The sequence below is a fragment of the Saccharibacillus sacchari DSM 19268 genome (genome assembly GCF_000585395.1).
Lineage (GTDB): Bacteria > Bacillota > Bacilli > Paenibacillales > Paenibacillaceae > Saccharibacillus > Saccharibacillus sacchari.
The window spans coordinates 2,436,474-2,459,715 of record NZ_KK073875.1; the positions used below are offsets into that span (position 1 = coordinate 2,436,474).

Consider the following 23,242-nt stretch of genomic DNA (forward strand, 5'->3'; position numbering starts at 1 on the left):
CACTCCTTCGAATATCAGCTCAATGATCCGATTTGATTTTTGTTCATTATACGATGAAGGTGCCGGATACGGTAGCCGTAAACGAAAAGTGAAAGCCCCCGACTCATGCAATCGCACGAATCAGGGGCTTGCCATTCGATTTTGTATAACGCTGTTCGTCGGAAAACGAATTAAGCTTCGAAGTTGTACAACGGCGTGCTGAGGTAGCGTTCGCCGTTACTTGGCACGATCACGACGATCCGTTTGCCTTTGCCCAGTTCCTTCGCTACTTTGAGTGCCGCGAATACGGCTGCGCCGGACGAGATACCCGACAGAATGCCTTCTTCTTTGGCTACATTGCGCGCAGTCTCGAACGCTTCGTCATTTTCCACGTGCAGAATTTCGTCGTAGATCTTCTGATTCAAAATATCGGGAACGAAGTTCGCGCCGATCCCTTGAATTTTGTGCGGGCCCGGCTTGCCGCCAGCCAGAATCGGGGATGCTGCAGGCTCAACCGCGTAAATTTTCACTTCAGGGAAGCTTGCTTTCAACACCTCGCCGGCGCCGGAAATCGTACCGCCCGTACCGATACCCGCGATGAATGCATCCAACGTACCGCCGATCGACTGAATCGCTTCAACGATCTCGGGTCCTGTCGTCTCGCGGTGAATCTTGACGTTCGCTTCATTCTTGAACTGCTCCGCCATGAAGTAATCCGGGTTCTCCTTGAGCAGCTCTTCCGCTTTGCGTACTGCGCCGTTCATGCCTTCCGCTCCCGGCGTCAACACAAGTTCCGCTCCGTAAGCACGAAGCAAGTTGCGACGCTCCAAGCTCATCGTTTCCGGCATGACGATTACGGATTTGTATCCCTTCGCCGCTGCTACCATGGCCAGGCCGATCCCCGTGTTGCCGCTGGTCGCTTCAATGATCGTGCCGCCCGGCTTCAGACGTCCGTCCGCCTCCGCAGCTTCCACCATGCTGATCGCGATCCGGTCTTTCACGCTTGCGCCCGGGTTTTGGTATTCCAGTTTGACATAGATTTCCGCGCTGTCTTCCGGTACGATCCGGTTCAGTCGGACAAGCGGTGTATCTCCGATCAGATCGGTAATGCTGTTAACGACTTTGGCCATGGTAAATCCTCCTTCGGAATGGGTGAACTTGTACGCATCTTGTTTGTATTCGATACCTTTGCCAACTTAATCCGAGTGAAAAAGTAGGCTTTTAACTTTCTTTATATTAGCAAATCCCGACATAGGCTGTCAACGAACCTAAGGCTGTATCGGCGACGTATTTCAAACTTTATTCCATTTTGGATTTATTTATCGACGTTTAAAATCGGGAGCAGCGGGTAATTTTCCAATAAGAAATTCACGCAACCCAAATTATCCGTACGCAAAAGGAGGACGACAACATGAAACGGAAAAACACACTGCTTGGAGTCGCTGTCGGTCTGGGAGCCGCTTACCTGCTTCGCAACAAGGATTCTCGCGGCAAACTGATGAATCAGATTCAATCGATGGGTCGCAGCAAATCGGACAAGACCAGCGATAGTACGGTGATCTAAAATCAAGATATGTTTGATCGGAATAGTAAAAGACCGTTCCTTCCCGGGAACGGTCTTTTTGTATGTTCTCGATTTATGATCGTACAAACTTTCCTCCGTACCGCGTAAAAATAGGCTGCGGCGAGGTTAATCGGATATTTTTAAGCGCGAGTCTGTTCCAAAATATGCTCAAGGTCTTCGCGTTCGAATTGGTAGGCTTCGTTGCAGAAGTGGCAAACCACCTCCGCCACGCCCTGTTCGTCGATAATCGCCTGAATCTCTTCCGATCCCAGACTGATCAGCGTCCGTTCGACGCGTTCGCGCGAGCATTCGCACTTGAATTGGACGTCCATCGACTCCTGAATCTGCACGTCCGGCAGTACCCATTTGATCACTTCTTCCGGAGACAGGCCCTGGTCGATCAGAGCGGATACCGGAGGCAAGGTCGAAATGGCGCGCTCGATCGCGTCGATTTCGTCATCCGCCAATCCCGGCAACAGTTGGACGATCAATCCGCCCGAACTGATCACCGCGCCGTCAGGAGCAACCAGGACGCCGATTCCCACTGCGGAAGGCGTCTGCTCGGAAGCTGCGAAATAATAGGTGAAGTCTTCGCCCAGTTCGCCCGATACGATCGGCACGCTGCCGCGGTAAGGTTCTTTGAGACCCAAGTCCTTAATCACATACAGGAACCCTTCCGTACCGACTGCGCCTGCGACGTCCAGCTTGCCCATTGCATTACTGGGAAGATGTACATGAGGGTGATCGACATAACCGCGCACATCGCCTTTTGCATTGGCGTCAACGACGATCTGTCCGAGAGGACCGTTGCCTTTGACTTGAATGGTCAGCTTCTCTTCGCCCTTCAACATAGCTCCCATCATGGTTGCGGTAGTCAAAGTGCGCCCAAGCGCTGCCGTAGCGGTCGGGAACGTGTCATGCCGGCGGCGCAGCTCTTCAACCAACTTTGTACTGCGTACGGCAAAAGCACGAACCTTACCTCCAAGTGCCGTACCTCTTACCAAATAATCGCGCTCTTCCGTGTTCTCCGAACCGTCGTTATGCGTATGCTCCAGATTTTCCATCTATATTCTCCTCCATTCCGGTTACCGGCAGCTTTTCTCGCGAAGCTGCTCGGCAGCTAGATTTTTTGGTTTATGCTTTGACGATGCGATTACGCTCATAAATCAAACGCAGTCCTTCAAGGGTAAGCAGCGGATTCACTTCGCGAACGGATTCGGTCTCCGCACAAATCAAAGGGGCCAAGCCTCCCGTTGCGACGACCTTAAGATCCTCGGCATCCATTTCCTTGCGTATGCGTTTAACGATTCCGTCCACTTGTCCGGCATATCCGTAAATAATCCCGGCCTGCATGGCATGAACCGTATTGCGTCCAATGACCTTCTTCGGCTTTTCCAGCTCGATTCTCGGCAGCTTCGACGCGCGCTGATAAAGCGCCTCGGTAGAGATGCCGACCCCGGGCACGATCGCGCCTCCCAAGTAATTCCCCTGCGCGTCAACACAGTCAAATGTCGTTGCTGTACCGAAATCGACCACAACCAGCGGACCCCCATATAATTCGACGGCGGCTACGGCGTTGACGATTCGGTCTGCGCCGATCTCCCGCGGATTTTCGTAACGCAGGTTTAGTCCGGTTTTGATACCGGGTCCCACGATGAGAGGCGTCTTTTTCAAGTACTTCCGGCACATCTGCTCGATGACGCCGACAATCGGCGGTACGACCGAAGAGATCATCACGCCTTCGATCCTATCCGCATCCACGCCCGACATGCGAAATAGATTATGAATCATTACTCCATATTCGTCGCTCGTCGCCTGCCGACTGGTACTGAGACGAAAATGATGCAGCAGCTCACCGGCCTCGTACATACCGAGCACGATATTGGTATTCCCGATATCCACTACAAGAATCACGCGGTTGTTGTCCTCCTTCACGGTCACTTTGACCGCCTTCTGCATTGTACCATTATCCGGGGAAGGTGGCACTAGTGCCACCTTCCCCGGCATACGAAAAGACCGGAAAACGAGGGTTCGTTTTCCGGTCTTGCTTAATCATAACGCTGCACCTGGCTTGAGAAGAAGATCAGTATCCGAAATAGGGGCCAAGCGGCCAGTTCATTAGGATTGTGTCGTTCCGCCGCCGGAATCGCCGCGTTTATTCAACGGATCGTTCGGAATATCGCCGTCTTTGCCGAGGTCTACCGTATCGGATTCATCCAAACGAACTTTGGATTCACCGATACTATCGAATGTCGGTTCAGCAGCCGGCTCGGAGCCTTCGCCTTCCGGTTTGTTCGTTACGCCTTCCGGCGCTTCGAGCGAACCGTACTCGATCAGATTGCGGATCTGATCCAGTTCCAGCGTTTCGACTTCAAGCAGCGTATTGGCGATCAAATGAACTTCTTTCGCCCGTTCGGTCAGAATCTGGCGCGCTCTTTCGTACGATTCGTTGACGAAGCGCTGCATTTCCTGATCGATCTCGTGAGCTACGGCGTCGCTGTAATTCGGCTCGTGTCCAAGATCGCGGCCCAAGAAGACCTGACCTTGACCGGTTCCGAACTGCATCGGGCCGAGCTTCTCGCTCATGCCGTATTCCATGATCATGCTGCGCACGATACCTGTGGCTTGTTGGAAGTCGCTATAAGCGCCCGTACCGATTTCGCCGATGAAGATTTCTTCCGATACGCGTCCGCCCAGCAAGCCGGTTACGCGGTCAAGCAGTTCCTGCTTGGTCACGAGCATCCGATCTTCCTTAGGCATCATGATCACGTATCCGCCTGCGCGTCCGCGCGGGATGATCGTAACCTTATGCACGGTATCGGCATGTTCCAAGAAGTAACCCACGATGGTATGACCCGCTTCGTGGTAAGCCACGATGCGCTTCTCGCGATCGCTGATCACCCGGCTCTTCTTCTCCGTGCCGACGATTACGCGATCGATCGCTTCATCGATTTCGCTCATCGAAATATCTTTGCGGTCGCGGCGAGCCGCGATCAATGCCGCTTCGTTCAGAAGGTTCTGAAGATCCGCGCCGGAGAATCCGGTCGTGCGCTTCGCGATTTTGTCCAGCTGAACGTCTTTCGTCAGCGGCTTGTTGCGCGCGTGAACGTGCAGTACCGCTTCGCGTCCTTTCACGTCCGGACGGTCAACCGTAATTTGACGGTCGAAACGTCCCGGTCGCAGCAAGGCCGGGTCGAGGATATCTGCGCGGTTTGTTGCCGCGATGATGATAATGCCTTCATTTTCGCCGAAACCGTCCATCTCGACGAGCAATTGGTTGAGCGTTTGCTCGCGTTCGTCGTGTCCGCCGCCGAGGCCTGCGCCCCGCTGACGTCCTACGGCGTCGATTTCGTCGATGAAGATGATACAAGGCGCATTTTTCTTCGCATTCTCGAACAAGTCGCGAACACGCGAGGCGCCGACGCCGACGAACATTTCGACGAAGTCGGAACCCGAGATACTGAAGAAGGCTACGCCCGCTTCACCGGCTACCGCACGGGCAAGCAATGTTTTACCCGTACCCGGAGGACCCACGAGCAGCACGCCCTTAGGAATCCGTGCACCCAGCGCCGCAAATTTGCGAGGGTCTTTGAGGAACTCGACGACTTCGACCAGTTCCTGCTTCTCTTCGTCCGCACCCGCAACATCGTTGAAGGTGACTTTTTTCTTTTCTTCATTGTACAGTTTGGCTTTGCTCTTGCCAAAGTTCATCACTTTGCCGCCGCCGCCCTGAGATTGATTAAAGAGGAAGAAGAACAACACGAACATCAGAATGAGCGGAATGAACGAAGTGAACAAGGTTACCCAAATGCTTTGTCCCTTCATCGGCTTCCACGACACCTCTACGCCGTTCGTTTGCATTTGATTCGTGAGGCCGTCGACCACCGCTTCGGTAGATGGAATATACGTCGAGAACGTTTTTGGACCGTCTGCTTCCAACGGTTGTTTATACGTACCGGTTACCAAATAAGCATAGTTTTCGAATTGGAACGTGGCATCTTCCACGTTATTCGCTTCAACCTGCTGCACCAGTTCGTCGTATCTTGGAGCTTGGGCCGTATCCCGACCGCCGTTCAAAAATTGAATGATGCCTACCACAACAAGAAAAAGGATTAAATAAAAGCCAGAATTCCGGATGAACCGATTCATCCCCAACCTCCTCTCAAGACACTGAAGTTATTTTAACATAGTCGGTTCACACATCACAAATTCAGATATGGAGCGGACTTCGAAGAAAAAACATCTGATCCCGACACGCTGCTTGCCTTTGCATTCCGCCATTCGGAATAAAGCTGAATTCGAACGCCTGCCATTCTTTTATTTCGTGTAAATTTCCGGCTTGAGAACCCCGATGTAAGGCAGGTTCCGGTAGTGCTCCGCATAGTCCAGGCCGTAGCCTACGACGAATGCGTCCGGCAGAACAAAGCCCGTGTAATCCGCTTCCATGTTAACGGAACGGCCCGACGGCTTGTCGAACAGCGTCACGACCTTCACGCTTTTCGCGTTGCGGTTCTTCAGCAGTTCGATCAGATGGCTGAGCGTAAGCCCGCTGTCGATGATGTCTTCCACGATCAATACGTCGCGTCCTTCCACCGTCGTATCCAGATCTTTGATGATCTTGACCACGCCGGACGACTTGGTTGCCGCTCCATAGCTGGATACCGCCATGAAGTCGAGTTCGATCGGTACGGTAATGCGCTTGACCAGATCGGCCATAAAAATGAATGCGCCTTTGAGCACGCAAATCACGAGCGGGTCGCGATCTGCGTACTCGCTGCTAAGCAGCTCGCCCAGTTCCTTAATCTTGGCCTGAAGTTCCTCTTCGCTGATCAGTACTTCTTGAATGTCATTTTGCAACGTGCTTGACCCTCCTGTAATTATGATCTGAGTTAAAGCTTAAGCTTCTTCTATCTTATAAACCAAAACCGTCAACAAAGAGCCCGATCTATCCGAATATATAGAATCTTCTCGCTCTGCCCGTCGATCCAAGCCTGATTCGAACGCTTTAATCCCGCCAACCAAATGACGCGACCTTGCGCATCGCATACAACCGGAATCAGATTGCGTTCGGACGGAGCGACTTTTTCGTCGATCAGCAGATCCTTGACTTTCTTCGTGCCGGCTCCGCGCGGAAGCTCGATCCGGTCCCCCGGAAGGCGCGAACGCACGGTCAGCGGGTATTGCAGACGATCCGCATCGAAAAATACTTCTTCCCGATTCGAACGCAAAAGCGCCGAAGCGGCAGGCATCTCTTCGCTTTCCCTGAAGGTCAGTTCAAGACTTCCGAAATCCAGCGTGCGAATACCCGACTCCCTGCGGATCTCCTTGGCTTCCAAAACACCGGGCCGTGATCTGCCGAGACGGAAAAACGCACGAGCGTATTCGCGCGTACACGTCCGTCCGTATCCAAGGTCCAGCGTCCAGGTCGAATCGCTTGGGGAGAGAAGGTGTCGGCGTACCCGATCGACCTTCGCGAAATCGGTCTCCGCTCCCGGTTCCGACAGGTAATTTAATATTAATTTAATGAGCCTGCGTTGTAAAGCGAAGGGCTGTGCCGAAAAGCCTATTACATCCAGCTCAATGACTCCGGAAACCTTTTTGCAGGACCGTTCGTACGCTTGCACGGTCAGTTCCTGCAAGTAATCGTCCTCGGGACCCAATGTATCCGCTAGACGGTTCAGCGCTTGCGAAAGCCTTCCGTTATAGCTTTCCAGATGCGGAAGCGTCTCCAGCCGCAAGCGATTTCGGGCGTAATCCGTATGCGCGTTGCTGCTGTCGATCGCATAAGCAATACGATGACTTTCGCAAAAAGAAATCAAATTTTCCTTGTTCAGACGCAAAAGCGGCCGAACAAACCGAACGCCTTCCCACAACCGGACCCGACGCATGCCGCTAAGCCCGCTCGCCCCGCTGCCGCGCAGCATATGCAGCACGACCGTCTCCGCCTGATCGTCAGCGTGATGGGCCAACGCCACCGCTACAGCTTGATAACGTTGGGCAACCTCGCGCAGAAAGCGATATCGGAGTTCGCGAGCCGCCGCCTGCGTTCCGAGCTTGGCCTGCCTTTTATAGCCGCGCACATCGGGTTCTCCCAGTTCGAACGGAACGCCGAGTCGAGCCGCCGCCGCGCGCACCTCTTCAGCTTCGCCTCTCGACTCGTCGGGTCTTAATCCGTGATTCACGTGCGCACAGATCAATCTGAAGCCTTGTCGACCCGACAGGCTGTGCAGGAGGTACAGCAAGGCCATGGAGTCCGGACCGCCGGATACGGCTGCGACAACCGTCTCTCCGGCGGCCCACATCCCGTACTCCTCTGCTTCTTCCTCGATCTCGCGCAACCATGTATGTTCATCCTTCAACAAGGCCAAGCCTCCATTCCTCTTCGCCTCCGCGGTGTTACCACGACAAGGCCGCATACACCACGACGCCAAGCAGCAGCAACGATCCGCAAAAAGCAACGGCCAGCAACTTCGAAGCGCCTTTCTTCCCCTGCGGCGGGTTTAACCGACAAAGCACCTTCCACTGGGCATACGCTTCACGCGAGTTTACAAAGCCGCCTCGAAGCGCTCGGGCAAGCCAAGGCTCAAAAGGTTGCAGGGCTGGAATACGTCCGGCCAACTGCACAAGATCCTCTACGCTGCGCGTCTGCGGCAGCAAGGCTGCATCCACCCGACGTAATGACCGCTCGTCGAACACATGCAGGCAAAGCACGGCAAACGCGAACAGATCATAGCCAGGATCGGCTTTTCGGGTGCCGGCATTCCAGTATTTCCGGTCATACCAACCGCTGTATTGCTTCACGTTGGCTCCTATGCGACTTGCGCCGCCGTAATCGACCAACTCCACGCCGCCGCTCTCTTCCACCAACACATGACAAGGCTTCAAATCCCCGAAAATGAATCCCGCTTGATGCAATCCCGACAGCCTATCCAATAATCCGAGTCCTGTCGTTCCGATATGACGATAGCCGTATTTGCGGATATAAGCGTCTATAGGTACGCCTCGAACAAACTTCATCACATAAAAAGGAACGGAACGTCCATCCGTTTTATACCGGTCCGCGTCAAGCAGAAAAGAACGGCGATCGCCGTTTTCCAGCTCATGTTTTTTCAGTTCCGCCAACACTTCGACCTCCGCCTTCAATTCAGGCTTCTCGGGTCCAGCTTTCAACGCCGCCTGTTGTCCGCTCGCTGTCCGAACCAGATAAACGTTGCCGTTCGCCCCCCGGCCGATCAGGGATTGAATCGTATATTGCCCGCCCTGGGACGCGCCGGTTACGACCGTTCCCGGCCTAAATCCCGGCAAATCTGGTGCAGCCACTTCGCATCCCGTCCTTTCCGGTGTAGTTCCTTTCTAATTTCAAATATGGAATTAGTATCCAGCGTATCATAAGATCAAGACAAGTCCTTAGTTTGTTATCGGAAGACGAGAGTGTTTCGCTGAAGCCTTCGCGGAGCAAAGCAAAAAACCGCGAGCGGCTGAACTGAGCCATTCGCGGTATTCCAAGCTATAATTACGATCTTTTTGCGCCACGGCCTCCGCGCTTGGATTCCGTGTTTTTCTTGATCGAAGAAATTCGTTCTTCGCTATCCTTGAGGAAACGAGTCACTTTATCATCGAACGAAGGCTTACCGAATGCGGGCTTGCCAAATGCAGGTTTACCGCCGCCGCCCGGAGGTCTCGAAGGTCTTCCGCCGCCGCTACCGCCTCGGTTGAATCCGCCGCCACCACCGCCGCCGCTAAAGCGTTCGCCGCCACCGCTGCTAGGACCACGGTCTTGTCTAGGCGGACGTGAAGATGGCGCAGGGGCAGAACCGGCAGGTCTGTCCACGGTTTGCTTGATAGACAATCCGATCTTGCCGTCTTTGTCGACGTTGATGACTTTCACGGTCACCGTATCGCCGATCTTCAGATGATCATTCACATCTTTTACGTAGTTGTCGGCGATTTCCGAGATATGAACGAGACCCGTGACACCTCCGGACAAATCCACAAATGCTCCGAAATGCGTAATGCCTGTCACTTTGCCCTCTAATTTGGTGCCTACTTCAATTGCCATAGAATAAAATGATCCTCCCTTAAAAATATACAGCCGAAAAAGTCGAATTTCGGTCTGCGGTGATTTGATTATAACGGAAGCGCAAACGCCGGTCAACAAACAAAACCGCGTGAAACCGCGGAAAATCTACTCTCCGCCGCCTTCTCCGGTAACGCGGATCGGGATCTCTTCCGGTTTGTACATATTGTATTCTTTGCGGGCGATTTGCGAGATATATTCCGGATCCTGCAGACGCTTGATCTCGGCTTTTACTTCACCGAGCGTCTTCTCGCTTTCAGCCCGGACCGTCTGACTGGCTTCAAGTTTCGAAGCCTTGTCCGCGATCACGGAACTTTGCCCGAAGAACGTATACCCTGCCCAACCGAATAAAACGATCATCAGGACGGCCCATAGTCGAAGGCGTTTCTTACCGCTCTGCTGCCGATTTGACGATGTACGCCGGACCGAGGTCCGGGTTGTCTGGGGTGGTTGCTCAGGCTGATGTCTATTTGGTTTGGTTGCTGCGGAAGTCGCTCTCATGGAACCCTCCTTCACCGAACGTATTCACTCGCGTAAAAAGGTATCGCAGTGTGTCGGCTATTATGTAAAATTGCTACAGCGGACCGATGTTTTTAACAAATAAAGGCCGCTAAACATAACTACTCTAGTTTTTATCGGCATGTTAGTTGCCAAGCTCGATAGAACAACAGAACTATTCTTGCCAGAATTAGGGACGGTCAATAGTCTTTACTGCCTAACTTCAATACTTATCTTAAACATTAACACAATAAAATGCGAAATGACGCGGGAATCCGCAAATTTAGCCGAAAAAGGCGTTTCCGCATATTAAGCGGAAACGCCTTTTCCTATTTTCAAACAGCAATCAAAAGTTCAAACCTTCTTCGCGCGGAATAGGTTCTTCCTTCACGACGGTATACATGCCTGCCGCTTCATCTTTGCGGGTCGTGTCGGCGATGCGTTCGACGCGAACCGTGACGAGCTTCTGACCGAATTGTACGGTAATTTCGTCGCCGACTTTCACCGAAGCGCTGGGCTTGGCCTCGCGGCCGTTGATCAGCACGCGACCTTGCTCAGACACGTCTTTCGCTACGGTACGACGCTTGATGAGCCTGGACACCTTCAGGAATTTATCGACACGCATAATTACTTAACCGCTTCTTTAAGTTTGTTGCCCGCTTTGAATGCAGGAACACTGGACTCGGCAATGGTGATCGGCTCGCCCGTTTGCGGGTTGCGGCCTGTGCGACCTGCGCGTTTGCGAGTTTCGAAAGTGCCGAAACCGATCAGTTGAACTTTGTCGCCGCCTGCCAGTGCTTCAGTTACGCCGTCCATGAAGCCGTTCAGTACCGCTTCGACTTCTTTTTTGCCTACGCCGCTTTTTTCCGCGATGCTGTTGATCAGTTCTGTTTTATTCATTCGTTTCATTCCTCCCGGGATTTTAAGGTTGCGTTTGACGGCCCCCGAACGGGAAACCTAACGCTCAATTCAATAATGATAAGCGGAGTTCGGATTGAGTTCCTTGCTGCCGCGGTTATCCGTTGTCTGGGAACCTGTCCGTAAGCTTCTGTACGGCTTCAAACAGGTTCCGGCCATCGTTTCCGCATGCCCTCTTCCTCATATTCTGGATAAGGGGACATATTCCTTTCGCGTAAACGGCGGCTTTGAAAATTTTGTGCGAAGACCCAATTATTCCGCCGCCTTCGCTTCATTCCAGAGTGCATCCATCTCGTCGAGCGTGCTGGTTTGCGGGGAGCTTCCCCGTTCGCGCAAGCGATCTTCGATGTAACGGAAACGCCGGCGGAATTTGTCATTGACGAGCGATAACGCCTCTTCCGGATCAATCTTCAGGAAGCGAGCCGCATTGACCGCGGAGAATAACAGGTCGCCGAGTTCAAGCTTGAGCGCTTCGGAATCGGCCCCCTTGGCCAATCCTTCTCTTAACTCGCCCAGCTCTTCTTCGATTTTGGCAAAAGCACTGGAGACTTCGTCCCAATCGAAACCGACTTTCGCCGCCTTCTTCTGGATCTTGTAAGCCTTCATTAGCGCGGGAAGGTCTCTCGGAACGCCGTCCAGCAGCGAAGCTTCCGGCTCGGACAAGCCTTTGCGCTTCTTCTCTTCCTCTTTCATGGCATCCCAGTTTTTGAGTGCCTCCTCGGCGTCGCCGGCGGCGCTGTCGCCGAATACATGGGGATGGCGGAAGATCAACTTCTCGTTCAGGCCGCGGATCACGTCGTAGACGTTGAACGTCCCGACTTCCTCTTCCATTTGGGAATGAAGCATGATTTGCAGCAGCAAATCACCCAGTTCTTCCCGCATATGATCCGGGTCGTCTTCGTCGATGGTCTCCAACACCTCATAGGTCTCTTCGATCAGGTTCTTGCGGATCGAAGCATGGGTCTGCTCCATGTCCCAAGGACAACCGCCCGGACTGCGCAGGATATTGACGATTTCATGCAAGCGGGCAAAGCTGCCCGCCCTCAAAGCCTCGTCTTCGCTGCGCGGTATGTACACCAACGACAAATTGCCGTAGCCTTCCAGGCGATCCAGTTCGTACAGGGGAACGCGCAAAATGCGTTCTTCCCCTTCTACGCCGAGGGCATGCCCCACGACGACCGGATGGTCGTCCGGGTACACGTCCATCAATCCGAGTTTAACCTCAGATGCGGTCAGCGAATCGTAGACCTGGCCGATCAGCGTATGCAGCGAAGGCCGGATGTGCTCCGGCGTGACGTCGGAAGAGTCCAGCAGCTGGAATCCTTCGATCGGATCAAAGCCGAGTCGAACGAATGCCTGATCGAGGAAGCTTTCCCCGCCGAGCACCGTCAGGGATACGTCTGCCGCTTCCGCGTATTCGCGCAGCAGCAGCACTGTCTTCTCGGCCACCATCGGGTGTCCGGGAACCGCATAGACCAGCTCTCCCTGATCGGCCAGTTCGATGATCCGACGAGCAATACTCTCGTAAACGTCGCCGAAAGACTCATTGGCCTCGTAGACGGAGTCGAACGACTCGAAAGCGATCCCTTCGGCAGCGATCCGGTGCATGACCGGATGCTCCTTCGTTCGTACGTAAACCCGGCTTGCTCCCTGAAGAATTTTCCATATGCCCAGCGTGAGTTGATCCGGGTCGCCCGAACCCAGTCCCACGACCGTAATTGCCTTACTCATTGCCGTTCCTCTCCTTCCGCTGCACCTCGCATTTTACCACTATATCACGGGTTTCGACGAATTGCGAATCTAAAATGCGCACAAGCGTTCCCCGAAGCGGCATGCTAGCTCTCGCGGCGAAGCCGTCTTGCCAGGGCGGCGAGTTTCGCGCCGCCGGGCAGCGCGGACAGCTCCGCGTCCGAGACCGCGCGGGTATAGACCAGCGCGGCCGCGAAAGCGAGCACGCCGGCGGCGACGCCGAAGGCGCTGGTCAGCAGCGCGCCCGTGCGGCCGCCGAGTCCCGCGGCGGACAGCAGTTCGCTCGTCAGCAAGCGAACGCCGTAGGCGGCCAGCGCCGTCAGCCCGGCGAGCAGCAGGGGCTGAAGCAGCGTGCGGCGCACGCCGCCGCGCAGCCCGGTCAGGCGGGCGAGCAGCAGGACGCCGAGCAGCGCGGCGACGAGATAGGAGACGGCGCCTGCCAAGGCGGCGCCCGAAATGCCCATCAGCGGAACCAGCAGCAGGTTCAGCGTCAATTTGAGCGTTGCCGAGACCAATAGGAACAAGGCGGGCGCACGAACGGCTCCCATGCCCTGCAATAGCGCGGCAGAGACGATGCCGAGCGTGCCTCCGGCAGCGGACAAGGCGGTCCAACGCAGCGCGTCGGTGCCCTGCGCGTCCGCGTAGAGCATAATGTTGACCGGACCGGCCAGCGCGGCAAGGCCCGCGGCAGCCGTAAGACCGAGCAGCCAAAGCCAGCGCAGCGCCACGCCGGCGGAAGCGGTAATCCGTTCTTCTTGCCCCCGTGCTTTGGCTTCGGCAATGGCGGGCAGCAGCAGCGTGGACAGCGATGTCGCCAGCATGAAGACGAGTTGGACGATCGGAATCCCGCGGTTGTAAATGCCGAACTGCTCCATCGAAGCCAGATCGCCCCATCCCGAACCTTGCAACAGCCGGGGCACGGTCAGCGTGTCGACCAACCCGAGCAGCGGTTGGGAAAGGGAGCCGATGAACACGGGAACGGCGTAGATCAGAAGCCGTTTGACCCAGGTTCGCGATGAAGAGCTTCGCTGATCTTCCGTACGGGGTTCTGTGCCGAGTTCGCCGGAGACAGCCGTATCCGACGCCGCCTGCGCCAGCTTCGTCGCTGTCGAAGGCGCCGAGCGGCGCATTCGTCCGTAACGCCGCCAAAACAGCAGCATAGCTCCCAGACCTGCCAAGCCTCCGGCAAACGACCCCAGTGCTGCTCCCGCCGCAATCCGTTCATCGGCTGCTTCGAACGCATTTAACGTCAGAAGCAGCGCCACCATGACGGCAACGCGGACAATCTGCTCGGCGACTTGGGATACGGCTGTCGGCAGAGCCTGCTGCAACCCTTGAAAGAAGCCTCGCAGCGCCGCCATGGGCGGCACAACCAGCAAAGCAAGCGAGATCGCTCTAAGCGGCAGCAGCGTATGCTCGCTACCGATCCAGGCCGAGACCTGCGGCGCAAGAGACCACATCGCGAATGCCATCAGCAATCCTGCCGAGCAGGCCGTCAGCAGTCCTGCCCGCAGCACGCTGCGAACGCCCTGTTCGTCCGCGCTGGCCGTACGCTCGGCGACATACTTGGAGATGGCTGCCGGAAGCGCTGCCGTCACGAATACGGCCAAAAACGCATAAAACGAATAAATCGTGGTATAAATGCCGAATACGCCGTCTCCGCCGATGTTTTGCAGCGGAATTTTTTGCAGCGTGCCGATCAGCTTGGACAGGATTGCCGCGGCTCCGAGAATAAATGCGCCTCTTAGCAAGCCCGATCCCGGCGACTGGGATGTTTTCATGCCGCGACTTCCTTTCGTTGTCGGAATCATCCGTTTTTGACCTAAAAAAATAGCGCGTAAAACCGCGCTATTCAGGTACTCTCATATAGACAAGAAGGCGGACCCCAATCCGCCGCCTTGTCGTATCCTTTTGTCTTACTTGCCGTCCGTCGTCGTGTCGGTCGAAGCATCCGCATCGCCGGACTCGTCCGTCGTCGCGCCTTGATCGGTCGTGGTTCCTTGGTCCGCACCTTCGGTTACCGCGCCGTCGGTTCCTTCAACCGCTCCGTCCGTCGAAGTTCCTTCCGTACCCTCGGCAGGAGTCGTCTCCGTGCCTTCGGCCGCCGGAGCTTCCTCGTCCACGAATTCTTCCTTGCTCTTCGTGATGCCTTCCAGATCGTTTTCCATGAAGTCGTTCAGCTTGGTCGAAGCCAGGCCGCGACGAACCGTATCCTTCATTTCGTCCGTCAAGGTATCGTTTCTCTTCTCGACCTTGATGATGTGGTAACCGTAATCGGTTTTGACCGGATCGCCTACCACGCCGACTTCCTGCTCCAGCGTCGCTTTTTTGAACTCTTCTACCCAGCTGCTGACCGGTTGGTTCTCGTACAGGCCGCCGTTCGAAGCCGAACCCGGATCTTCCGAGTATTCTTCGGCCAGAGCAGCAAAGTCGCCGCCTTCGTCAATCTTCGTCTTCACTTCGTCCGCCAATTTCTTGGCTTCCGCATCGGTACGTTCCTTGCCTTCCGCATCGGCCAGACCGATCAGAATATGGCGAACGTCGGCCGTCACGTACGTTTCTTTGTTGGCGTCGAACTCTTTTTGCACTTCTTCGTCCGTCACTTGGTCGGACATGTATTGAACGGCCGTCATGACCTGAGTCATATAAGTCGTCAGGTCCGCTTCCGTAATGTTTTGCTCGGTCAGCATCGTTTCGAGCTGTTCCTGATCGACTTGCGCTTTCAACTGGTCGATCTGCTCGGTCGCCATTTTCGCGCCTTCGGTTTTTTCTTCTTCGGTCGCTTTGCCTTCCAGATAGTTATACGCGATCTGTTGGTCCAGCATGTAGTTCTTGATTTCGGCCGAATCCATCAACGTAGCATAGGTAGGCTGCAGGAATTTCATCACGTTCAGTTCTTTGTCGAACTGGTCTTGCGTTACGGTTCCCCCGTCGTAAGTAGCCAATACCTTGCTGTCGTCGGTCTTCGCGGTGTCGTTATCGGCTTTGTCGCCGCAAGCGGCCAGCACGGAAAAAGAAAGTACCGCGACCGCGCCGAGCGACGCCAATTTGCCCCATTTTTTATGACTTGACTGCATCATGAAGTTCTCCCTTCGATTTGAACGCTTCTTGGAGGGCGCTCAGAACCTGCTCCAGCGTCTCAAGACGTCCGGCCTCCGGCAGATTCTTGCCTTTGATTAGAATCGCAAAAGGCACACCCTGCTTAAATTGTACACTGCTTTCGAATTGATTTCCAATTTGCGCGAGTTTCTTGGCATCCGCGACTTTTTCCTGTCCGTCATAGAAGGTCACGAGCAGATCGTCGCCTTTTCGGGCAATGCTTTCGATCCCGTACAAGCGTCCGTAAATCTTGAAGCGCGCTACCTGCATCAGGCGCACGACCGCTTCCGGAAGCTCGCCGAAACGGTCCAGCAGCTCGTCTTCAAGCTCCAACACGTCGTCGAACGTCGTCGCGGAGGCCACCTTTTTGTAAATTTCGATCTTCTGGATGCTGTCGTAGATATAGTCCGAAGGCAGGTAGGCATCGATCGACAGGTCGATCATCGTGCTCCAATTCTTTTCTTCCGACGGCGCTTCGCCCAGCATCGAGATTTTGCGCTTCTGGATTTCTTCGGCCAGCATCTGCGAATACAGATCGAAACCGACCGACGCGATAAAGCCCGATTGCTCCGCGCCCAGCAGATTGCCCGCGCCGCGGATCGACAAGTCGCGCATCGCGATCTTGAAGCCGGAACCGAGTTCCGTGAATTCCTTGATCGATTGAAGGCGTTTTTCGGCGACTTCGGTCAGCACTTTGTCTTTTTGATAAGAGAAGTAGGCGTAAGCGATCCGATTGGAACGTCCGACCCGTCCTCTCATCTGGTACAGCTGCGACAGGCCCATTTTATCCGCGTCATGCACGATCAACGTGTTGACGTTCGGAATGTCGACGCCCGTCTCGATAATGCTGGTGCTGACGAGAACGTCCGATTCGCCTTCCAGGAAGTCGAGAATGGTCCGCTCCAGCTCCTGCTCGCTCATTTGTCCGTGACCCACGCTGACGCGCGCATCCGGCACAAGCTCGGAAATTTCGGCCGCTTTTTCATGAATGCCCTGCACGCGGTTGTAAAGGTAATAGACCTGACCGCCGCGGGCAAGCTCCCGTTCGATCGCTTCCCGCACCAACGTAGGGCTGTATTCGACGACATAAGTCTGCACCGGGAAACGGTTCTCCGGCGGCGTCTCGATTACCGACAGGTCGCGCACGCCCAGCATGGACATATGCAGCGTACGCGGGATCGGCGTCGCCGTCAGCGTCAGCACGTCCACGTTGGTCTTGAGGCGCTTCAGCTTCTCTTTGTGCGTCACGCCGAAGCGCTGCTCTTCGTCGACGATGAGCAAGCCCAGATCTTTGAATACGAGGTCCTGGGACAAAATGCGGTGCGTGCCGATAATGACGTCGATCGTGCCCTGCTTGACGCCTTTGATCGTCTCGTTCTGCTCTTTGCGCGAACGGAAACGGCTCAGGACGCCAATATTGAACGGATACCCTTCGAAGCGTTCTTTGAACGTCTCGTAATGCTGCTGGGCCAAAATGGTCGTCGGAACGAGAATCGCCACCTGCTTGCCTTCGATCGCCGCTTTGAACGCCGCGCGGATCGCGACTTCCGTTTTGCCGTAGCCGACGTCGCCGCACAGCAGCCGGTCCATCGGACGCGTCATTTCCATATCGCCTTTGATTTCTTCGATCGCCCGCAGTTGGTCGCGCGTTTCTTCGTAAGGGAACGTATTTTCGAACTCGTTTTGATCCGGCGTGTCTTTGTCGAAGCTGTACCCCGCGGAAGCCTGGCGCTCCGCGTACAGCTTGATCAGATCGTCGGCGATATCCTGCACGGACGAGCGGACTTTGGTTTTCACCCGCGTCCATTCGTTGCCGCCCAGCTTATACACTTTCGGTTCTTTATCCTCGGCGCCGACGTATTTCTGGATCAGGTCAATCTGTTCGATCGGCACAGACAGTTTATCTCCGCCGGCGTACATGATATGCATGTAGTCTTTGTGGATACCTGCAACTTCGAGCGTACCGATTCCCAGATATTTGCCGATACCATGATTCTGATGGACGACATAGTCGCCAACCTTTAACTCGGTGTAGCTCTTGATCCGTTCCGCGTTGTCGATCTGCTTGACGGCCGTAGTTTTACGAACTTTGCGTTGCTTCTGCGCGAACAGCTCGCCTTCCGTGATCACGACCAGATGCGCGGACGGAAGCTCGAAGCCGCCTTGAAGATGGCCTCGCATAATTTCCGGCATTTCGATCTCGTAATCTTCCAGCACGGCGCGGATCCGTTCGGCCCGTTCCTCGTCGCCCGCCAGCATGATGACGCGCATATTGGACTTTTTCCAACGCTCCATCTCGGCCTTCAGCACGTTCATCTGCCCGTGGAAGTCCTGCATGGTGCGGCTGACGACGTTGACCACCTGACCCGGATGCGTGCGCGGGATCTGACGGACGAACAGCGACAGGAACAAGGTTTGGAAAGGACGATGGTAGACGGCATTGTCGCCCTCAAGCGCAAGCGGCAGCTCCGGCAGGCTTTTTCCGCTTTGCAGCAGATGCAGATTCCACTCGGCTTCGTCGCGTTCGAGCTGCGCAGCCGTATCGAGCAATCGCGACGGTTCGTCCATCAGCAGCAGCGTGTTTTCCGGCATGTAATCGTACAAGGTACGGCGCTCAGGGTAGATCAGCGAGACGTACTTGTACATTTCCGGAAAATGAATCTGCTGGCGCAGCCATTCGATCTCGCGGCCGATTTCCTGCTGCATCGAAGCTTTGGCTTTGCGGTCGGTCATCTTTTCAAGCTGCTTCTCCAGCAACAATGCCGCCGCATCCGCCGCTTTGCGCATCCGCTCGCCGCTTGCGATCAGCTCGCGGCTCGGCATGATGGACACTTTTTTCACTTTATCGATCGAACGCTGGTCTTCCGGGTCGAAGGTACGGATCGAATCGATCTCGTCGTCGAACAGTTCAACCCGGTAAGCAAGCTGGGACGTCGTCGGGAAAAAGTCGACGATTCCGCCGCGGACGCTCATTTCTCCGCGTGTCTCGACACGTTCAACGCGCGAGTAACCAAGCTCGACCATGCGTAAAAGGAACGTCTCCAGGTCCAGCGTTCCGCCTTCTTCCAGCGTAAACCGGGCTTCGCGAATCGCGGACGGGTCCGGCACGAAACGGCGCAAGCCGGAAAAAGGTACGACCAATATGCCCTTGAATCCGTCCGCGCAGCGAGTCAGCACTTCGATACGCTGGGCGATCGTTTCCGGGCTGGAGATGGCGGATTCCGCCGCGACCAGTTCGTTGGCCGGGTAGAACATCACGCTGCCTTCGGGAAGCGCTTCCTGAAGATCATCTGCGATTTTTTGCGCCGAGAAAATGTTATGCGTCACAATCAGCAGCGGTCGTTCCAGCTCCTGATGCAGGCCCGCCATCATCAACTGGCGCGCCGAGCCCGACAAGCCCGCGACCAGTTGTTCCTTCATCCCCGCCGATACGGCGTCCTTGATCGAGATAAAGTCCTGATCCCGGGCAACTTCTTTGATAAGCGCGTTTAACAAAGGGGCACCTCTCTTATGCTTGTGTTGGTTCTATCCGTTAAACCGGGCCATCGTTTGTTCAAACGTATGATCCAGGCTATATTCGATGGAGTCGCATGTTTTTTCGATCATTTCGTCAAGCAGAGGCTGTTCGGCCTTGGTGAACGGCGCCAGCACGTAATCCACGACGGCCATGCCGTTTTGCGGACGGGAAATTCCCATGCGCACCCGGTCGAACGTCTGCGTGCCGGTATGCGCAATAATTGACTTGATGCCGTTATGGCCTCCCGCACTGCCTTGATAGCGCAAGCGAATCCGGCCAACCTCCGTATCCAGATCATCATACACGACGATCAGGTCTTTCAGTTCGACTTTGTAGTAGTCCATATAAGCACGCACCGATTCTCCGGACAAGTTCATGAAGGTCATCGGCTTAATGAGCGCGACTTTTTCGCGTCCTATGAAGCCTTCGCCGACCAGCGCCTTGCACTTGCTTTGCGTGATCGAAATGCCGTGCTTTTGCGCCAAGCGATCCAACGCCATGAATCCGACGTTGTGGCGCGTTTTTTCGTAATTTTTACCGGGATTCCCCAGCCCAACGATCCATTTCATCCGGTATGACTCCTCGCCTGCAATCGTTATGGTTCTGATGCGTATTTTTGTTACAATATAGGGATAAAGCACAAGTCGCCGCGGTACAGCCGCGACGCGCTTTTCCAGTACGTTCAGCAAAGGAGCTGTAAAGCGACATGTACGAATTCGGAGCCCTGCTCAAAGATAACCGTCACTTCCACGATCATATGAACGCCGGCGTTCCAGTCGAGGTCTATCACCAAGACGTTCCGGTCGATATCGGACTGGTGACGGGCATTCACGAAAGTTTTATCGAAATCGGTCAAGCCCTTTACCATCGCGGCAGATACGTTTTCCTTTCCCGTCCGGGGTACTGAATATCGTCCCTCTTCGCACGGGCATGACGGAAACGTTCACGCCGAGAAGGGTTACGTCTCCTTCCTTCCGGGAAGGAGGCGTAACCCGCGTTATTACCTTGAGCGAATTAAATCCAAGGCTAGTAGGCTTTGTCGCGATCGTAAACCTTAAATTTCAAACAGCTTGCTGATCGACAGTTCCTCGTGGACGCGAATAATCGCTTCGCCCAGCAGCGGAGCCACGGACAGCACTTTCAACTTGTTCGTCGGATTCGGATGCGTGATCGGAATGGTATCCGTCACGATAACTTCCTTAAGCGGCGAATTTTCCAGACGATCCATAGCCGGTCCGGACAGGACCGGATGCGTGCAGCAGGCATAGACTTCTTTCGCTCCGCCTTCAACCAATGCGTTGGCGCCCAGCACGATCGTGCCGGCCGTGTCGATGATGTCATCGATCAGAATGGCTGTTTTGCCTTCGATATTCCCGATAATGTTCATGACTTCGCTGACGTTCGGTTCCGGACGGCGCTTGTCGATGATCGCCAGCGGAGCGTTAAGCAGGTCCGCTAATTTGCGTGCCCGTACAACGCCGCCGTGGTCCGGCGAAACGACGATCGGATTTTCGATCTGCTTCGAACGGAAATATTGCGCCAGAATCGGCACGCCGAGCAGGTGGTCAACCGGAATGTCGAAGAAGCCCTGAATCTGCATGGCGTGCAAATCCATCGCAATGACGCGATGCGTCCCCGCTTTTTCGATCAGGTTCGCAACCAGTTTCGCCGTGATCGGATCACGCGAACGCGCTTTGCGGTCTTGACGTGCATATCCGTAATACGGAATCACGACGTTAATGCTTTTTGCGGAAGCACGCTTGAGTGCATCAACCATAACCAGCAGTTCCATCAGATTGTCGTTGACGGGCGCGCAGGTCGATTGGATGATGTACACGTGGCTGCCGCGAACGCTCTCGGACAATTTGACCTGAATTTCACCGTCGCTAAAGCTCGTCGTGTGCGATTCTCCCATTGGAATACCGATGTAGTCGGCGATTTGATTCGCCAGTTTGGGATTCGAATTGCACGTGAATATTTTCAGCTTTGAATCGCAATAAGTCATGTTTTGTAAACCCTCCGTGCTGGTCATTAGTGGTATGGCACGCTGAAAGCGCCCTGGCTCTGGGAATAACGATACAGCTCCTGCCATGCAATGTGCGGAGCCTTGCCTGCTTGTTCTTCGCATCTTGATTCAGCGGTCAGCCTTGGACGATGCCTCGGGTTGACCGCTGTTTTTTATTGCCCTTTACTTGCTTCCTTCTTCGCCTTGGCGCGGGCCTTGATCTTATCCGCATAGCCGGGCTTGTTTTCCTGACGGGCTCTGCCGATTGCAAGGTCGCCTGCCGGGACCTGCTTCGTAATCGTGGAGCCTGCTACGACATAAGCACCTTTACCGACATGAACCGGCGCAATCAGGTTCACATTGCTGCCGACAAAAGCATCGTCTTCGATCTCCGTCAGCGATTTGTTGAATCCGTCGTAATTGACAGTGATGGCACCGCAGCCGATATTGACGCGGCTGCCGACCTTAGCGTCGCCGACATAGCTCAGGTGGGAGACTTTCGAATCCTGCCCGATCTCGGCATTTTTCACTTCGACGAAATTACCTACCTTTACGCCCTCGGCCAAGCTTGCGCCCGGACGCAGGTGAGCGAACGGTCCAACCGATACATGGTCGCCGACTTTCGAATCGCGGACAACGGAGTGCGATACTGCCGTACCGCTGCCGATTACCGCATTCTCGATCTCGCTGTTCGGTCCGATCTTGCAATCTTCCCCGATCGTCGTTCGGCCCGTAATGACGGTCCCCGGATACAGCACGGTATCCGAACCGATCGTCACGTCCGCGCCGATGTAGGTGGAAGACGGGTCGATCACCGTAACGCCGCCCAGCATGTGCTCGCGCACGATACGTTCGCGCATCGCCGCTTCAGCCTGAGACAGCACGACGCGATCGTTGACGCCGATCGACTCATCGAGATCCTTCGTCGCATACGCAGCGATCTTGTCGCCGTCGCCGCGAAGGATACCGATCACGTCCGTGATATAGTATTCGCCCTGAGCATTGTTATTCGTAACTCGGGACAGCGCGTCGAACAATTTGCGGTTGTCAAAGCAGTACGTACCTGTGTTGATCTCGTTCACGGCCGCTTCTTCAGGCGTGCAATCTTTTTGCTCCACAATTCGAAGTACGCCTCCGTCTTCGCCGCGGATGATGCGGCCAAGTCCTGTCGGGTCTTCGGGAATTGCAGTCAAAATCGTGGCTGCGGCGCCTTCGCCTTCATGCAGAGCGATCATGGCTTCAATCGTCTCGGCGCGAACCAGCGGCGTATCGCCGCAGATCAAAATCGTCGTCCCTTCTTCTTTACCCAGAAGTTCTTCTGCCTGCTGCACGGCATGACCCGTGCCCAACTGCTCCGCCTGAAGCGCATACTCCGCCTGGTCGCCCAGGTAAGCTTGCACGTCTTCGGCGCCATGGCCCACGATAACTACTGTACGTTCACTGTTCGTCAGGCGAACCGTATTCACGACATGCCCAACCATCGGCTTGCCGCATACCGGATGCAACACCTTGTACAGCTTCGACTTCATTCGCTTGCCCTTGCCGGCGGCAAGAACAATCGCCATCCTCTTCAATGCTCCGCCTCCTCTTTGTTTACCCGGAAATAACCGTTGCCTGTGGAGGCGACGGTTATTTTGGGTTCGGCCCTTCGGCCGTTATTTCTGCGTCTGTTGCTGCGTCTATGTCATTCATCCGACCGCGACACTCGTTCGCGACCTTCACAAATGCGAGTTTCATCCTTCGAATCAACCTTTGCGCTTGATTTCATGATAAGCAATACCTGTATTGAATATATCGCATTCCCGGCAAAAAGAAAAGGGAACCGAATCCCCCGGC

Annotated in this window: 20 protein-coding genes; 2 read left to right on the plus strand and 18 right to left on the minus strand. The window is 54.9% G+C overall.

The features are described 5' to 3' along the window. Window positions 1-170: 170 nt before the first annotated feature. Window positions 171-1,109, minus strand: coding sequence for a cysteine synthase A (cysK, locus tag SACSAC_RS10425; RefSeq protein WP_037286004.1), 939 nt, complete (start codon window positions 1,107-1,109; stop codon window positions 171-173). 281 nt (window positions 1,110-1,390) lie between these two features. Here cysK and SACSAC_RS28220 point away from each other — a divergent pair, with 281 nt between their 5' ends. Then, window positions 1,391-1,543: a hypothetical protein gene (locus SACSAC_RS28220; RefSeq protein ID WP_169833768.1), complete on the plus strand. Its 153-nt coding sequence runs from the start codon at window positions 1,391-1,393 to the stop codon at window positions 1,541-1,543. 140 nt (window positions 1,544-1,683) lie between these two features. On the opposite strand, the gene hslO is transcribed toward SACSAC_RS28220, so the two are convergent. The 15 genes from hslO to pth form a co-directional block, all read right to left on the minus strand. After that, a complete protein-coding gene (gene hslO / locus SACSAC_RS10430) occupies window positions 1,684-2,607 on the minus strand; it encodes an Hsp33 family molecular chaperone HslO (protein ID WP_051507030.1) in 924 nt (307 codons plus the stop codon). Between the two features lie 70 nt (window positions 2,608-2,677). Next, window positions 2,678-3,457, minus strand: a complete 780-nt coding sequence (locus SACSAC_RS10435; RefSeq protein WP_037292621.1) for a type III pantothenate kinase — start codon at window positions 3,455-3,457, stop codon at window positions 2,678-2,680. Between the two features lie 204 nt (window positions 3,458-3,661). Beyond that, a complete protein-coding gene (ftsH, locus tag SACSAC_RS10440) occupies window positions 3,662-5,692 on the minus strand; it encodes an ATP-dependent zinc metalloprotease FtsH (RefSeq protein WP_037286007.1) in 2,031 nt (676 codons plus the stop codon). 168 nt (window positions 5,693-5,860) lie between these two features. Further along, window positions 5,861-6,400: a hypoxanthine phosphoribosyltransferase gene (gene hpt / locus SACSAC_RS10445; RefSeq protein ID WP_037286010.1), complete on the minus strand. Its 540-nt coding sequence runs from the start codon at window positions 6,398-6,400 to the stop codon at window positions 5,861-5,863. A gap of 71 nt (window positions 6,401-6,471) precedes the next feature. Beyond that, a complete protein-coding gene (gene tilS / locus SACSAC_RS10450; RefSeq protein ID WP_051507031.1) occupies window positions 6,472-7,905 on the minus strand; it encodes a tRNA lysidine(34) synthetase TilS in 1,434 nt (477 codons plus the stop codon). A gap of 34 nt (window positions 7,906-7,939) precedes the next feature. Further along, window positions 7,940-8,863, minus strand: coding sequence for a protein kinase domain-containing protein (locus SACSAC_RS10455; RefSeq protein WP_037286012.1), 924 nt, complete (start codon window positions 8,861-8,863; stop codon window positions 7,940-7,942). 193 nt (window positions 8,864-9,056) lie between these two features. Continuing rightward, window positions 9,057-9,602 carry a S1 domain-containing RNA-binding protein gene (locus tag SACSAC_RS10460; RefSeq protein ID WP_037286015.1) on the minus strand — a complete coding sequence of 182 codons (546 nt, stop codon included), beginning with the start codon at window positions 9,600-9,602 and terminating at the stop codon, window positions 9,057-9,059. Between the two features lie 126 nt (window positions 9,603-9,728). Beyond that, window positions 9,729-10,121: an FtsB family cell division protein gene (locus tag SACSAC_RS27660; RefSeq protein ID WP_084778002.1), complete on the minus strand. Its 393-nt coding sequence runs from the start codon at window positions 10,119-10,121 to the stop codon at window positions 9,729-9,731. Window positions 10,122-10,464: 343 nt separating this feature from the next. Continuing rightward, complete coding sequence (locus SACSAC_RS10470; RefSeq protein ID WP_037286016.1) at window positions 10,465-10,743, minus strand: RNA-binding S4 domain-containing protein; 279 nt, start codon at window positions 10,741-10,743, stop codon at window positions 10,465-10,467. A gap of 2 nt (window positions 10,744-10,745) precedes the next feature. After that, window positions 10,746-11,018 (minus strand): HU family DNA-binding protein, encoded by a 273-nt coding sequence (locus tag SACSAC_RS10475; protein ID WP_037286019.1) that lies wholly within the window; start codon window positions 11,016-11,018, stop codon window positions 10,746-10,748. Window positions 11,019-11,288: 270 nt separating this feature from the next. Continuing rightward, window positions 11,289-12,767, minus strand: a complete 1,479-nt coding sequence (gene yabN, locus SACSAC_RS10480; protein WP_037286022.1) for a bifunctional methyltransferase/pyrophosphohydrolase YabN — start codon at window positions 12,765-12,767, stop codon at window positions 11,289-11,291. Between the two features lie 104 nt (window positions 12,768-12,871). Continuing rightward, window positions 12,872-14,566, minus strand: a complete 1,695-nt coding sequence (locus SACSAC_RS10485) for a putative polysaccharide biosynthesis protein (RefSeq protein WP_037286026.1) — start codon at window positions 14,564-14,566, stop codon at window positions 12,872-12,874. A 135-nt stretch (window positions 14,567-14,701) separates the two neighbouring features. Further along, the gene (locus SACSAC_RS10490; protein ID WP_084778003.1) at window positions 14,702-15,865 is read right to left on the minus strand and encodes a peptidylprolyl isomerase; all 1,164 of its coding nucleotides are present in this window, start codon (window positions 15,863-15,865) and stop codon (window positions 14,702-14,704) included. Then, the gene (mfd, locus tag SACSAC_RS10495; RefSeq protein WP_037286030.1) at window positions 15,846-19,379 is read right to left on the minus strand and encodes a transcription-repair coupling factor; all 3,534 of its coding nucleotides are present in this window, start codon (window positions 19,377-19,379) and stop codon (window positions 15,846-15,848) included. Before mfd ends, SACSAC_RS10490 begins: the two co-directional genes overlap by 20 nt. Before the next feature lie 30 nt (window positions 19,380-19,409). Continuing rightward, window positions 19,410-19,970, minus strand: coding sequence for an aminoacyl-tRNA hydrolase (gene pth, locus SACSAC_RS10500; protein ID WP_037286032.1), 561 nt, complete (start codon window positions 19,968-19,970; stop codon window positions 19,410-19,412). 137 nt (window positions 19,971-20,107) lie between these two features. Between pth and SACSAC_RS10505 the strand changes: the two genes are divergently transcribed. Continuing rightward, window positions 20,108-20,308, plus strand: coding sequence for a hypothetical protein (locus SACSAC_RS10505; protein WP_037286034.1), 201 nt, complete (start codon window positions 20,108-20,110; stop codon window positions 20,306-20,308). A gap of 147 nt (window positions 20,309-20,455) precedes the next feature. On the opposite strand, the gene SACSAC_RS10510 is transcribed toward SACSAC_RS10505, so the two are convergent. Both SACSAC_RS10510 and glmU read right to left on the minus strand, forming a co-directional pair. Continuing rightward, window positions 20,456-21,406 (minus strand): ribose-phosphate diphosphokinase, encoded by a 951-nt coding sequence (locus SACSAC_RS10510; protein ID WP_037286036.1) that lies wholly within the window; start codon window positions 21,404-21,406, stop codon window positions 20,456-20,458. Window positions 21,407-21,579: 173 nt separating this feature from the next. Beyond that, window positions 21,580-22,971, minus strand: coding sequence for a bifunctional UDP-N-acetylglucosamine diphosphorylase/glucosamine-1-phosphate N-acetyltransferase GlmU (gene glmU, locus SACSAC_RS10515; RefSeq protein WP_169833805.1), 1,392 nt, complete (start codon window positions 22,969-22,971; stop codon window positions 21,580-21,582). Window positions 22,972-23,242: the final 271 nt, after the last annotated feature.